At 66.2% G+C, this 13,609-nt stretch carries 14 protein-coding genes and 1 tRNA gene; 10 read left to right on the top strand and 5 right to left on the bottom strand.

Annotated elements, in window-relative coordinates:
• Window positions 1–76: 76 nt before the first annotated feature.
• Window positions 77–703 carry a TetR/AcrR family transcriptional regulator gene (locus ACPCUW_RS13130; RefSeq protein ID WP_063010364.1) on the bottom strand — a complete coding sequence of 209 codons (627 nt, stop codon included), beginning with the start codon at window positions 701–703 and terminating at the stop codon, window positions 77–79.
• Window positions 704–1,049: 346 nt separating this feature from the next.
• Here ACPCUW_RS13130 and ACPCUW_RS13125 point away from each other — a divergent pair, with 346 nt between their 5' ends.
• The 4 genes from ACPCUW_RS13125 (at window position 1,050) to ACPCUW_RS13110 (ending at window position 4,263) form a co-directional block, all read left to right on the top strand.
• Entirely contained in the window at window positions 1,050–1,829 is a 780-nt protein-coding gene (locus ACPCUW_RS13125; protein ID WP_423425010.1) for an alpha/beta hydrolase, read from the top strand.
• Window positions 1,830–1,849: 20 nt separating this feature from the next.
• On the top strand, window positions 1,850–2,527 hold the full coding sequence (locus tag ACPCUW_RS13120; protein ID WP_063010360.1) for a hypothetical protein: 678 nt from the start codon (window positions 1,850–1,852) through the stop codon (window positions 2,525–2,527).
• A complete protein-coding gene (locus ACPCUW_RS13115) occupies window positions 2,524–3,330 on the top strand; it encodes an SDR family oxidoreductase (protein WP_104363811.1) in 807 nt (268 codons plus the stop codon). Before ACPCUW_RS13120 ends, ACPCUW_RS13115 begins: the two co-directional genes overlap by 4 nt.
• Window positions 3,331–3,417: 87 nt before the next feature.
• Entirely contained in the window at window positions 3,418–4,263 is an 846-nt protein-coding gene (locus tag ACPCUW_RS13110) for an SDR family NAD(P)-dependent oxidoreductase (protein WP_423425007.1), read from the top strand.
• Between the two features lie 1,122 nt (window positions 4,264–5,385).
• On the opposite strand, the gene ACPCUW_RS13105 is transcribed toward ACPCUW_RS13110, so the two are convergent.
• On the bottom strand, window positions 5,386–6,048 hold the full coding sequence (locus tag ACPCUW_RS13105) for a TetR/AcrR family transcriptional regulator (RefSeq protein WP_423425006.1): 663 nt from the start codon (window positions 6,046–6,048) through the stop codon (window positions 5,386–5,388).
• Window positions 6,049–6,162: 114 nt separating this feature from the next.
• Between ACPCUW_RS13105 and ACPCUW_RS13100 the strand changes: the two genes are divergently transcribed.
• From ACPCUW_RS13100 to ACPCUW_RS13085, 4 genes are all read left to right on the top strand, one after another.
• Window positions 6,163–7,014, top strand: a complete 852-nt coding sequence (locus ACPCUW_RS13100) for an SDR family oxidoreductase (RefSeq protein WP_423425005.1) — start codon at window positions 6,163–6,165, stop codon at window positions 7,012–7,014.
• On the top strand, window positions 7,011–8,108 hold the full coding sequence (locus ACPCUW_RS13095; protein ID WP_423425004.1) for a hypothetical protein: 1,098 nt from the start codon (window positions 7,011–7,013) through the stop codon (window positions 8,106–8,108). The genes ACPCUW_RS13100 and ACPCUW_RS13095 overlap by 4 nt, the downstream gene beginning before the upstream one ends.
• A 106-nt stretch (window positions 8,109–8,214) precedes the next feature.
• The gene (locus ACPCUW_RS13090; RefSeq protein ID WP_423425003.1) at window positions 8,215–9,255 is read left to right on the top strand and encodes an alpha/beta hydrolase fold domain-containing protein; all 1,041 of its coding nucleotides are present in this window, start codon (window positions 8,215–8,217) and stop codon (window positions 9,253–9,255) included.
• A 428-nt stretch (window positions 9,256–9,683) separates the two neighbouring features.
• Complete coding sequence (locus tag ACPCUW_RS13085) at window positions 9,684–10,625, top strand: esterase/lipase family protein (RefSeq protein ID WP_423425002.1); 942 nt, start codon at window positions 9,684–9,686, stop codon at window positions 10,623–10,625.
• A 120-nt stretch (window positions 10,626–10,745) separates the two neighbouring features.
• Here the strand turns inward: ACPCUW_RS13085 and ACPCUW_RS13080 are convergent, their stop codons facing one another.
• The 3 genes from ACPCUW_RS13080 to ACPCUW_RS13070 all read right to left on the bottom strand — a co-directional run bounded on the left by ACPCUW_RS13080 (window position 10,746) and on the right by ACPCUW_RS13070 (window position 12,316).
• Window positions 10,746–11,414, bottom strand: coding sequence for a TetR/AcrR family transcriptional regulator (locus ACPCUW_RS13080; protein ID WP_423425001.1), 669 nt, complete (start codon window positions 11,412–11,414; stop codon window positions 10,746–10,748).
• A 157-nt stretch (window positions 11,415–11,571) separates the two neighbouring features.
• A tRNA-Met gene (locus ACPCUW_RS13075) sits at window positions 11,572–11,645 on the bottom strand.
• A 281-nt stretch (window positions 11,646–11,926) separates the two neighbouring features.
• Window positions 11,927–12,316 carry a carboxymuconolactone decarboxylase family protein gene (locus tag ACPCUW_RS13070; RefSeq protein ID WP_030517992.1) on the bottom strand — a complete coding sequence of 130 codons (390 nt, stop codon included), beginning with the start codon at window positions 12,314–12,316 and terminating at the stop codon, window positions 11,927–11,929.
• Window positions 12,317–12,478: 162 nt separating this feature from the next.
• Between ACPCUW_RS13070 and ACPCUW_RS13065 the strand changes: the two genes are divergently transcribed.
• Both ACPCUW_RS13065 and ACPCUW_RS13060 read left to right on the top strand, forming a co-directional pair.
• Window positions 12,479–12,739, top strand: a complete 261-nt coding sequence (locus ACPCUW_RS13065; RefSeq protein ID WP_030517993.1) for a metal-sensitive transcriptional regulator — start codon at window positions 12,479–12,481, stop codon at window positions 12,737–12,739.
• 79 nt (window positions 12,740–12,818) lie between these two features.
• Window positions 12,819–13,574 (top strand): thioesterase II family protein, encoded by a 756-nt coding sequence (locus tag ACPCUW_RS13060; RefSeq protein WP_423424999.1) that lies wholly within the window; start codon window positions 12,819–12,821, stop codon window positions 13,572–13,574.
• The last annotated feature ends 35 nt before the right edge of the window (window positions 13,575–13,609 follow it).

Genomic DNA, 13,609 nt, shown 5'->3' with positions numbered 1-13,609 from the left:
CAGTAAGCGGTAACGCGCGCTTCATCTTGAAACGCATGTTTCAACTTACGGCCGCGCATTGTCAAGCCCCATCGCCTCAGTCGTGTTGCCGCACCGCCTCGAGCTGGGCGAATACTGTTGCCACCGCAGCGGTGGCGAGTCGTTCCCGACTGACCGACAGCCGCCCGTCGACCCATTCGAGATACAACGACACGAGGCTGCCACTCAGGGCCGTGGCCGCGATCGCGAGAGCTTCCTCGTCAGCAGGGACGATCGCACCGGCTTCGGCGCCGAGAACCGGAATGAGCATTCGCAGAAATGTCGGAGCGCGGTCGGCACTGTGCCGGCGCAAGGTGTCGTCGGCGAGCGGTTCGCGCAGCAGGATGCGCGCACGGCCGGGATCCTCCTCGAAGTACTGCGCGCAGATCTCGAAGATCTCGCGGATCGCCGCGCGTAGCCCGTCGGCGGTGCGGACGCCGCGCATCCGTTCGAACAGCCGGGATTCGACCCTGTCGTACACCGCGATGATGAGATCCTCACGGCTGTCGAAGGTTTCGTAGAAGTAGCGCGGACTGAGATTGGTCTGCCGCATCACCGCGCGGGTCGTCACCGCCGATACCCCGCCGGTGCCGAGCAATTCTTCGCCCACGTCCAGCATCTGTTCACGGCGGTCCAGCGAGCGATCCTTCAGGGTCTGCCCGCGCCACAGCTTCGGAGAGCTCATCAGCCGATCCTCTCACCGCGCCGAGACACGGACGGCCGAGCACGTATTGACATCAGGCGTTTCAACATGAAACGCTCGCTTCATCTTCCTCGTCCGGCCGCCCCGCCGCTGCTCGGAACCGCCTTCTCAGAGAGGTGCTGCCATGCCACTCATGCGACGTCACCATTTCGGCGCCCACTCCCGTCACCCCAGCGTGCGCTCGCAGCTGGCGACGGCCGCAGTGCGCGAGCTGGTACGACCGGCACTGCGCCGGGTACCGATCTCTCCGCTCGCGATACGCGTCGGAGGGCTTGTCGACCTCGGATCCCGAGCACTGTGTGTCCGCACCCCTGTGCGGGTCGAAGCGGTGACAACGAGGACGGTGCGCTGTGAGATCGTGCGCGCAGCCGAGGCGCCGGACGGGTTCGGCGCAGGCGCGGTGCTGTATTTCCACGGCGGCGGTTTCGTCGCCGGAGGCTTGCACACACACCGTCGCCTGGTCGCTGAATTGTCGCGGGCCACGGGGTTGCCGGTCGTGCAGGTGCGCTACCGCTATCTGCCCGAGGCCACGGTTCCGGAGTCGGTGCGCGACTGCCTGGCTGCCTACCGGTGGCTCCTCGACCACGGCGTCGGTAGCGAATCGGTCGTCTTCGCCGGGGATTCGGCAGGCGGATTCCTCGCGCTGAGCACCGCGCTCGGGGTCGCCGGCGAGCAATTGCCGGCCCCGGCGGCGGTGGTCGCGCTGAGCCCGTGGCTCGACCTCGACCTCACCGCCAAACTCGCACACCACAATGCGATGACCGAGGCATATCTGCCCACCGCGGCATTCACGCGCATCGCCGAACTCGGCTGTGCCCGCGACGGCCGCGTCGATACAGCGCTGTCGCCGGTCAACGGCGACCTCCGCGTCCTGCCCCCGACCATGCTGGCCGCCTGCGACGACGAGTTCCTGCGCCTGGATTCCGAAGTCATGGCCGCCGGCCTCGACGCGGCAGGTGTGCCGTGCGAGCTGCACATCTGGTACGGCCAGATCCACGCCTTCCCGGTGGTGTTCCCGTACCTGCCCGAAAGCAGGCAACTCACCGCGGAAATCGCCCGCTTCATCCGCGAGCACGTCCGGACCGCAGCCTCCTCGGCAGCGGCCTGACACTTCAGAAAGGAATCTCGATGACTACTGGAACCTCATCCCGCCGCAGCTCCGGCGCTGCCCGCAGACAACCGACATCGCTGCTCGGGGAGCTGCGTGAACTGGCCGGTTCGGCACCGGCACGCGCCGCCGCGGCGTGCTGGGACTATCTGCGAGGGGCGGCCGACACCGACGACCGTGAGCTGTTGGCAGCTCTGTTCGCCCAAGGCACGGCTCCACAGTTGGACGGCGACTACGAGGGGATGATCGCGGGCAAGTTGTTCGGGATTCCGGAAGCGGCTCTGCTCAATCCGGTAGTCGCCGTCGAACCCGGGTGGGTGGGCAAGAGTTTCGACGCTGCCACCGCGACCGGGTACAACCGCCTGAACCGTATCGCCTACCTCGCGTTACGGGCCGCGGTGCCGCGGTACAGCGGCTGGGTCCGGACGAGTGCGGTCTACCAGGGTTTCCGCTTCGGCTATCGCGTAGAACGTGCTTCGCTCGCACCGTTCGTTCAGGTCGCGGCGGTCACCTACACCGACCCAGCGCTCGGCAACCCCCGTTCGAGGATCGTGCCCATCGAACGAGTTCGCGATGAACTCGTCGAACTGGTGCCCGGGGTGTATCTGGGCCGCGCACTGATGGGTTCGCGAACCGGCGAGATCCGGGTCATCGGCTATTTCGCGCTGCGCGCACCGCTGCGGGAGACGAACCGATGATGCGACTGGACGGGACGGTCGCCTGCGTCACCGGCGGGGCACGCGGAATCGGCCGCGCCACCGCCATCGCGCTCGCCGCGCGCGGCGCCCAGGTCTGGATCGGCGATATCGACCTTCCCGTGGCCGAGGCGACCGCCGCCGAGATCGGCGGACACGCCGCCCAACTCGACGTCACCGATCCGGGCAGCTTCGCCGAATTCTTGAACGCAGCCACCGAAACCGGTCCCGTCGACGTACTGGTCAACAACGCGGGCATCATGCGCCTGGCACCCTTCCTCGAGCTGGACCTGGCCGGGCACCACCGCGAGATCGCCATCAATGTCGGCGGGGTGATCAATGGCATGAGTCTGGCTTTGCCGGGAATGGTCGCGCGCGGACGCGGCCACATCGTCAATGTCGCGTCCATGGCCGCCAAGGTCACTACCCCGGGCGCGGCGGTCTACTGCGCCTCGAAATTCGCCGTCGGCGCGCTGTCCCGCGCGGTCCGCGCCGAACTCGACGGCACCGGCGTCACCGTCACCACCGTGATGCCCGCCGCCGTGCACACCGAACTGACATCGGGGGTGAACCTGAAACTGCAACCCACCTTGCACCCCGCGGAAGTGGGCGAGGCGATCGCCGATACCGTTCGCCACCGGCGTGCCGAAGTGACGATCCCACGATGGCTCGCTCCGATGGGCACCGTCGAACAGGGTATTCCCGAGACGGCTCTGCGCGCGGTCAAGCGCCAATTCGTCGGTCGCGAACCCGGCCGGTACGACCAGCAGCGGCGCCGCGCCTACCTGAACCGCATCGACAGTTGATTTCCGCGGTCGGTGCGGACCCCCGATGCCGCACCGACCACCTGCAATCGCCTTCGTACCCACCACCGAAACTCTTACCGGAGAATCATGTCCGAGCCTTACCGCGGCCGCGTCGCCGTCGTCACCGGCGCCGCATCAGGAATGGGTCGCAGCCTCGCAATCGAACTCGCCCGCCGCGGCGCACACCTGGCATTGTGCGACCTCGACGCCGAAGAGCTCGCCGAAACCGCTGCCCGATGCTTCGCCTACAACGCCCGAGTGGAGACAGCCGTCCTCGACGTCGCCGAATACGAACAGATGCTGCGGTTTGCCGAGACCGTCCTCGCGCGGTTCGGGGCCGTGCACGACGTATTCAACAACGCCGGAATCGGTTTCGTCGGTGCCGTCGAGAACAGCGATATCAAAGATCTGTCCCGCGTCCTCGATGTCGACTACTGGGGTGTCGTGCACGGCACCAAGGCGTTCCTGCCACACCTGATCGCCTCCGGCGACGGCCGCATCGCCAACACCTCGAGCGTCTTCGGCCTGTTCGCCGCTCCCACTCAAAGTGCCTACAACGCGGCCAAATTCGCTGTTCGAGGTTTCACCGAATCGCTACGCCAGGAAATGCTCACCGCCGGACATCCCGTCACCGTGTCCAGCGTGCACCCCGGCGGCGTTCGCACCGCCATCGCGACGAAGGCCACCGGCACCAACCCCGAGGAGCTGCAGCACCTCGTCCAGCTGTTCGACCGCCTCGCTCGCACCACCCCCGAGAAGGCGGCCCGCGTCATCCTGGACGGAACGGCCAAGGGCAAGGCCAAGATCCTCGTCGGCGCCGACGCCCACGTGAGCGACCTCCTCGTCCGCATCCTCGGCTCGTCCTACCAGCGAATTCTTGCCACCCTAGCCACCCGCTACTTCGAGCCCACCCGGCCCACATCGCTGAGCTGATCGGAAGCCCGGACAGACCTCGAGTTCGTGGCTGTGCCACGCCCGGTGCCGGCTCATGCCACGTTCACCGTGGTTCCGGTGATGTCGAATTCGATGCCGACAACCCCGGCAAGAGTCGAGGGCGGCCCTGAACCTCTGGTCAGGACCGCCCTCTGTAGTAGCGGGGACCGGATTTGAACCTGCGACCTCTGGGTTATGAGCCAACCAAGGACGGTCCCGGCTGCGTCCTCACGTGCCATGAAATCCCAATCTGCGCAGGTCAACGGCGGTACAACCGGCCACCCTGTTTGTCCTATCCCGCCGCGTCCAGACTGATCACATCCCGTCGTGATGCCGAATCTGATGCCAAATTACCCGCAGTGACCAGCGGTTTCGGCAACATGGGGAAGATATCGGCGACCACTACATCCACGACATCAACCGGCTTACGCACACGCCGACGCTGATGCATATGCGGCGGGCGGTTCATCCTGCACCATCGACGGGTTCGACGCTGTGTGGCCGATTCGGTCGCTCGCACAACCTCGCGTCACCAGCCCGTCCCCACGCACGGGTTCACATCCCAAGCCCCCAGGCACAGTTCACAGTCCAAACCGATTCAGTTTGGTCGAGGTCAGGGTTCCAGCGCTACGCCGATCTCGTGGTCGGTGACCGAGTCCAGGGCGCGGTTGGGACCGATCAGCCCGTCCGGGCCGCGGCCGTCGAGTTGGTCGACGGTCCTGGCGATGGCGTAGGAGCGACGGCTGTTGGCCGGGCCGATGGAACGCTTCCGCGGCGGTGCGCAGAGTGCGCGGTGACGTGCGGAGCCAGGTCACCGCGGCGGCCATCGGTTCCCTTGTTTCCAGCTTGCCCCGGACAGCGGGACCGCTTCGTGTGGGCGGCGGCGGTCCGCCGCAGGTCGCCTCTCACGCTCCCCCGGATAACAGCCCGTTCTCCGGGGTAACAACTCAACGGCGGACGTCGCAGAGTAGGAGTCAGTTTTCGACGTCGTGTCAAGCGGCTTGCGGGGTTCCGCTGGCTCGTCGCCCAGTGGCCCTCATCGGTCGGCCGAGCTCGATCGTCCGATCTCGCCGAAGTCGATCCCGCCGTCGCGTTAGAGCGATTTGGCGGTTCGCGGGGCGGCTATGAGGACGAGGCGGTGGTGTTCCAGCGCGCGCGGGCGGCGGCGAACAGGTCCACGCACACCGTCACGAGGTCGGCGGGGTCGTCATGGCAACCGTCCATCATCCAGTCGACCAGCAGGTGGTTAACGCCGCCGACCAGTGCGGTCGCGGTCAATCGCTGGCCTCGCGTCAGCGAGAGAGGGCTCTCTGTCGCCCAGATGGCCATCACGGTGTCGACGAAATCGCGCAGAACCCGATGGCGACGCTGTTCCATGTCCGGTGAAACCCCGACGACCTCGATGAGCACTACCCGCGCGCGGCGCGGATCGCTGGTCAGATAGCGGATGAAGGCTTCGAGTCCGGCTGAGGTGAGTGCATCGAGATCGGGATCGGCCTGCTCGAGTGCGGCGATGGTCTCCGCGCGCATCGCCTCGGCCAGGTTGTCGTAGAGGGCGGCCAGGCAGAACTCCTGATTGGAGAACGACTCGTAGAAGTACCGCTCGGTGACGCCGGCGCCGCGGCAGATCTGCTTGATCGAGGCGGCCGCGTAGCCGGTCGTGCCGTACTGCTCCAAAGCGGATTCGAGGATGGCCGCACGGCGCTGACGCACTCGCTCCTCCGGAGCGACACCGGAGTACTTCCGGCCGGAGGGCTTCGGGTCGGAGGGTCCCGGGCGGGTCATTTGGGGCCTTTCCTTCCTGCCGACGAAGTGCAATACTAGCCGAACTAATTCTGACAATCACGATTGCCCAACATTGATCGCTGTGTCGCACCGATGCAGGGAAGGCATCAGACAATGACGGAAACAACGCCGGCCGGGCGCATCGTGGCCGTCACCGGCGGCGCGCAGGGCATCGGGCGCGAGATCGCGCGCCGGCTCGCCGAGGCCGGTGCCCGGGTAGCGATCGGCGACCGCGATATCCGGGCAGCCGAGGCCACCGCGCAGGCCCTACCGGGGCAGGTGCATGCGTTCACTCTCGATGTGACCGACACCGGGTCGTTCCGCCGGTTTCTCGCCGAAGTCACCGTCTTGTGGGGTCCACTCGACGTGTTGGTCAACAATGCCGGTGTCATGTGGGTCGGGGCGTTCGACGACGAGCCGGAGACCGCGACCGAGCGCATGCTCGCGGTGAACCTGCACGGCGTGATCCGCGGCGTGCGCTTGGTCGCGCCGCTGATGCGCGAGCGCGGCCGCGGTCACATCGTCACCATCGCCTCGGCCGCCTCCAAACTGGCCCCGCCCGGGGAATCCACCTACGCCGCGACCAAACACGCCGTCCTGGGCTACCTCACCGGCGTGCGCGAGGAGTTGCGCGGCAGCGGCGTCGAGATCTCGGTGATCATGCCCGGCGTCGTGGACACCGAACTCGCGATCGGCACCGACAGCGGCGCGACCTCGCCGTTGCGGCCCGGCGACGTCGCCGCCGCCGTCGTCGAGGTCTTGCGCCGCCCACGTTTCGAGGTCACCCTCCCGGCCTCGATCGGCCTGCTGGTCCGCATCACCGCTCTGCTACCGCAGTCGATCCGAGACCAGGTATTGCGCCGCACGGTGCCCAACCAAGTCGAAGCAACACGGGATTCGAACACCCGCGCAGGCTATGAAAACCGTGCCCTGACCGAGACCACCGCCCCGAAGGAGTCCTGGTGACCAACATCGAATCCGCCACCGTTCGCCCGATCCCGGAGTTCTCCGGCGTCCACGACATCTGGCCCCGGGGCCGGCGGCTCGACGCCGTTCGCGCGGCGGCGCTCAGCTACCGGGAACGATTTCTGCGCCAGGGGCAGGTAAAAGCGGTCAAGAGTTTCGACATCGCCGCCGCGCCCTATCCGGCGCAGTACGCGTTCCAGAACTACTCGGTCAACCTCAATCCCTTCATCTCGATCATCAACCGCATGTTCGTGATTCAGTTCGAGGGTTTCGACGGCGAACTCAAGACCCTGGTGTGGGAACCCACCGTAGCCGCCGGGTCCGCGGAAGCCCCGTTCTACGGCCAGTTGCAGCGCTTCAGCCGGCGCCTCGGCCTGGAATCGCTGTTCGTCAAGTACTACAACGACCCCGATCAGGTGCTGCCGCGCCTGGGGTTGACCAACGATGACGTGGACTACATCAGCTTCGACCACCTCCACGTCCAGGACCCACGCATGATCGTGGGCAGCAGCGAGCCCATCGAAGGCGAGACCGAACCGCGCAAGCCCCTGTTCCCCAACGCCAAACTGCTCGTGCACCGCCGGGAACTGGGCACCTTCGAGTCCATGCACCCCATGCAATGGGCCTGGTACGTCGACGGCGGCATGAACGGGGTGCCCGCCGAACGGCTCGAAGTCTTCGACGGCGATGTCGAACTCGGGGTCGGGGTCAGCCTGCTGTGGACACCCGGCCACACCGACGGCAACCATTCCCTGGTCGTCAACACGCCCGACGGGGTGTGGGTGTCGTCGGAGAACGGGATGGCCGCCGACAGCTGGCAACCCGAACTGTCGAAGATCCCCGGCGTGCGCCGCACCGCCCAGTTCTACGGCCGCGAGGTCGTACTCAACGCCAACACCCTCGAAGACTCCCTCGACCAGTACGACTCGATGGTGAAGGAGAAGACCCTCGCCAGCCCATCGCCGCGCAACCCGCAGTGGCGCCAGATCATCCCGTCCTCCGAATGCGCGAACTGGAAGCGACAGTGGCCGGTCGTACCGACCTTCAGCCACGGCGGCCTGGACTACGGCACCATCACCGTCCCCACTCGGTAACCCAGGCTCGAACTGCTGGCTGCACCGGAGACCGGACTCCCCGCCCGCACCCGCACACCGCCGGTGCGGGCGGGGATTCGTCCGCACCCTGATCTCGAGGAACCCCATGAACACACCCGATCCGGTCAGCGCCTCGCCCCGCCCGACCGAATCCGGCACACCGCACGCGGCAAGCGATCGCTGCGATGATCCTGTGACCACGGTGCCGCGCTCCTTCGCCGCGCGGCTGACCATCTGGGCGTCGCGAATCTTCGTGCGGCCCACACTATGGCTACTGCCGCTGCATAAACCGCTCGGTGTGCTCGGCTACCGCTTCACGCAGGTCGTGGCCTGTCGGATGTGGTTCGCTCCGATACTGCCACCCATGAGAGTCGATGCCGCAGGACCCAGGGGCCGGACCATCGGAGAATGGGTCGGCGGGCAGGCAGAGCCCGGCGCCCGGGTGATCTACTACATCCACGGCAGCGGATACATCAGCTGCAGAACCTGGACCCACCGCGGCCTGATATCGGAACTATCACGGCGACTGCGCCGACCCGTCTTCGCCGTGCGCTATAGGCGAGCACCGCAATACCGCTTCCCCGCCGCCCACGACGACATTCTCAACGGCTACCTGTGGCTGATCGACCAAGGACACACAGCCGGCGACATCATCGTGATGGGCGATTCGGCCGGCGGCCACCTCGCCCTGGGCTTGTGTACCCAACTTCGCGAACTCGGAGTCGACCAGCCTGCGGCGTTGATCGGATTCTCCAGCCTCGTGGACCCGACCTGGCAGCTCGCGGCGGCCCACAACGCGCACGTGTGGGACCAGTTCGTCTCCGCGCGCACCGGTCGACGGATCACCCAAACCTATTTCGTGGACACCGATTTCAGTGATCCGCGCCTGGATGTCCTCGCCGCGGTCGGACCCGACCTGCCGCCGATGCTGTTGCAGGCGGGCGGCAGCGAAATTCTCTGCTCGGACTCGCAGCACTATGCCGCGGCACTGCGCGCGGCGGGCGGGCGGTGCGAACTCGAACTGTGGTCCGGGATGTTCCATGTGTTCCAGATGGCATACCCACGGCTGTCGGAGGCACGAAGCGCACTCGACAGCGTCGAACGGTTCGTCGAGAACATCGACGCGAACAACGCCCCGAGCGGCTGACGGTCCACCCCGCCACGTGGCCCGACCGACCCCCCACGCGCAACCACACCAGCACCCAGACAACCCGGGGCCGACCCGCCCCGGAGTTGTCCGAGTGGATATCGCAACGCGATCCGAATCACGATTCCGCCGGTCAAGCGCATTTCCACCGAACCTCCATGGTTCAACGCTCCGCATGGGATTCGGCACCGCATTAGATGCATTGACGTATCGAATACACCGACGTATCGTACGGCGAACGTGATCGGCCTCACTTTCCATGGTGAAAGGGCCTCGGCTTCCACCGATCACGCTCGACCGTTGGAACCAAGGACAAGGACATGCCGTCGATGACCAGTTCTCCCGAATCTGTCCGGCCGTCATCGGAATTTTCCTCGAGAAATCGAAATCCGCTGCGATGGAACGGTATTGACCGTCGAGTGGCACGGATGACGACGATCGCGCTCACGTGCACCGCTGTCCTCGGTGTGGTGGGGACGACGGGAGCGTCGGCAGAACCGGTGATGTCCGGTCCGCTGCCGGTGACCTTCGACGTGGGCACCGGGATCGTTCCATTCTTTCTGCCCGAGCAGGTTCCGGCCGGTGCGAACGACCCGGACTGCAAACCCAGTGCCGCACATCCGAATCCGGTTGTCCTGATCAACGGAACCTTTGTCAACCAGGCCGCGAACTGGCAGGCGGGCGCGCCGTTCCTACGCAACAACGGCTACTGCGTGCACACCTTCAACTACGGCAAGCCGACCTGGATCTCCGAGATTCCGGTGCAGTCGGTAGCCGATATCCGTGACAGCGCACGCGAACTCGCCGCGGAGGTCGACAAGGTGCGCGCACAGACCCACGCTGCCAAGGTCGACCTCGTCGGCGCCTCCCTCGGCGGCGGTGTGCTATCGCATTACTACATCAATTTCCTCGGCGGGGATCGGGTCGTCGACAAACTCATCGGACTCGGCCCGGCCAATCACGGCACCACTGTCGACGGGGCCGTCTTCCTCCGCAAGTCGTTCCCGCCGCTGGGCAAGCTCAGCTTCGACCTGCTGGGCGCACTGCTACCCGCCGCGACGCAGCAGGCGCTCGGTTCCGAACTGATGACTCAGACCTATGCGGGCGGCGACACCCGGCCCGGCGTCGACTACACCACCATCGTCACCGAGTACGACGAGGTGACCACTCCGTACACCAACCAGTTCCTCAATGGACCCAACGTCCACAACATCCTCCTGCAGGACGGCTGCGACCTGGACTTCACCGATCACGCCAGTCTCAGCTACAGCGAACGCACCTGGCGTTTCGTTCTCAACGCTCTCGACCCGGACCACACCACACCGGTTCCGTGCGTTCCGGAAGGGTTCCTGTTCCCCGGCCTCAACTGACAGCGCTGTTCCAGCCGAATCAGAGCCCGCCACCGAACGGCACGCGGTGGCGGGCTCGGCCATGTCCCGCACCTTTTCGATCGAGAGCCCCTGCGCGCCGGCGCCAGTCGGTCGTGCGCGTCAGCTCGATCGGTCGGACTCGACGGAGTACGACAGCACGACCCGCAGGAACAGATCGGCTCGGCGTTCGAGGTTGGCGGGGTCGCCGGGCTCCATCAGGCACTGCGTCATCGTGCCGTCGTGGACGGCGATCAGGGCCCGGCCGAGGGGCTCACGATCGGTGACGGAACGGCCGACGCGTTCGAGCAAGGTTTCGATCACCGGCAGCAGGGCCGCGACGATGGACTCCTCCCGTGCGACCATGACCTGCCGCAGTTCCGGATTCCGCAACGCGTGCGCAGTGAACTCGAGACTGATCCGAAACCACTTGTCGTCAGTAGGAACCGCTGCCAGGAAGTGGTCGACGACCTGTCGCACACCGCGAACATCGGTGACCGGTTCACGGTCGAGGACAGCGGTCACATCGGCGAGCAATTGGGCCGATCGTTCGGCCCACATGATGAGAAACAGCTCGTCCATGGAGCCGAACTGGGAATAGAACGCGCCCCGGGTGTAGCCGGCGCGTTCACAGATCTGTTCCGGCTTCGTCCGGCCGAGGCCCTGTTCGGCGAATACCTCGTAGGCGGCCTGCAGCATGCGTTGCCGAGTTTCTGCGCGGCGCTTGGTGACTCGCCGTCCGGACGCCCGTGCGGACGAGCCGGATGCCTCGGCCGCAGTCGACGCTGCCACTGCATGCCCCTTTCGCGGATCGGTGCGTTCGCGCTGTAGGTTACCGGCCCCAGGGACCGCCTCGGCGAACCGGACTCGCAACCGCATCGGCCAAACGTGATGCCAAACCGAACGAAAAACGGCCCCGGAACCATGGTTCCGGGGCCGTTTCCCCTAGTAGCGGGGACAGGATTTGAACCTGCGACCTCTGGGTTATGAGCCCAGCGAGCTACCGAGCTGCTCCACCCCGCGTCGGGTAGGGACAACCCTACGCAACCGCACGGGAAACACCAAAACGGCTGGTGACAGAGGTCGGAGACTACGCGTGAGCCGCTTCAGCGGCCTGCCCACTTGCGAAACAGCCGACGCGACGAGCCGTCCTGGGCGGATGCCGGATGGCCGGCGCACCATTGGTCGGCCGGAACGGCGGCCCGGACCCGAGCGACGTGCCGACCGCAACCGGACCACGTCGTCTTGCCGCACACCCTGCACCGAACGGGACTACACATACCGAGGACCTTTTCCGTTCGTGATCACGCCGGGCCGTCGCCGGCATCGACGGCATCGGCGAACTCGCAGAACGCTTCATAGGCGCGAGCACCGTAGATCGTTGCCGGGCCGCCGTGCATGAGGAAGGTAACGCCGATGGCCTCCGCCGCCTCCTGGCGCGTGGCCCCGGCGCGCGCGGCGGCTTGCCCGTGCGAGGCGATGCAACCGTCACAGCCCTCGACCACGCCGATGGCGAGCGCGATCAGTTCCTTCGTCTTGCGATCGATGGCACCCGGTGCGAACGCGGCTTTGCTGAGTTCGCCGAAACCCTTGTACACCTCGGGGATCGCGTGACGTAACGCGCGATGCTGCGGCGAGAGCTCTTGGAGCACGGCGGCGCCGTGGCGGGACGGGCGCTCACTGAGTACGGACATCCGGCATTCCTTTCATCAGCTGTGGTCCGTCGCGGGCGGGGCGGGAGAACCACGTAGGTGCTATCCCCCCGGGGGGATATGAGACAACCATAGCATCCCCCCGGGGGGATATGATTCATGGGCACGGTCCGCGACGGGCCGGACGAGACGCTGGAGGAACAGATGCAATTCGAACCGGACGAGGTGAAGGCCGTGATCACTCGCATGAAGCGCGCACACGGCCACCTGGCGACCGTCATCCGCATGATGGAAGACGGTGCGGAGTGCGAGGATGTGCTCACTCAGCTCGCCGCGGTCAACAAAGCGCTGAGCCGCAGCGGTTACGCCCTGGTGGCGACCGGTCTTCAGCACTGCCTGACCAACGGCAGCCCGGACGGCGCCGACATGAAGAAGATGGAGAAGCTGTTCCTCTCGCTGGCGTGACGTCACGGCACCTCCCAGGCGAATCCGTTGCGAGCGCGGTGAATTCGGAGGCGTAGCAGTCGGTGTAGGCTTTCGGCCCGTGGGTAATAGCTGGCTGCGTCGTCTGTCCCCCGCTCCGGAGAACGGATCGCATGCCGTGGTCTGCTTTCCACATGCCGGCGGATCCGCCATCTCGTACGGGCCGCTGGTCAAACGCCTGCGATCGGAATACGACGTCCTCGCCGTCCAGTACCCCGGGCGGCAGGACCGACGCCGCGAGCCACTCGTCGACACCATTTCCGGGCTCGTCGACGGGCTGTTCACCGAATTGACCGAGACACTCGCCGACGCCTCGAGTTTCTCCCTGTTCGGCCACAGCATGGGATCCGCGGTGGCATTCGAAACCTGCCGGCGCCTCGAACGCGAAACCGACGCGCGCCCGGCGCTGCTGTTCGCCTCGGGACGCCGCGCTCCGTCACAACAGGGCACCGAGGTGATGCACACGCTGAGCGATCGTGAGCTGGCCGATCATCTCCTGAACTACGGCGGCACCCCGGCGGCCCTGCTCGAGGATCCGGAAATGCGCGACATGATCCTGACCGTCACCCGAAACGACTACCGGGCCATCGAAACCTACGCCTGCGCCCCCGGGGCGACCGTCGCATGTCCCATCGTCGCACTGGCAGGTGATCGCGACGCCGATGCGAGTCTCGCCGATCTCGAGGTCTGGCGCTCGCACACCACCGGAAGTTTCTCCGCCCGAACATTTCCCGGCGGCCATTTCTTTCTCGACGCCAATGGCGATGCGGTCGCGCGGTTGATTTCCGAGCACAGTTCGCGAGCGCTGTCGAGTTAGCCGGGAACGACCGGGCGGGCGTATTCGCCCACCCG

Source organism: Nocardia sp. AB354 (assembly GCF_049538315.1).
Taxonomy (GTDB): domain Bacteria; phylum Actinomycetota; class Actinomycetes; order Mycobacteriales; family Mycobacteriaceae; genus Nocardia; species Nocardia nova.
Note: the sequence above shows the minus strand (reverse complement) of the source record. Positions and strands in the feature narration are given on the sequence as shown.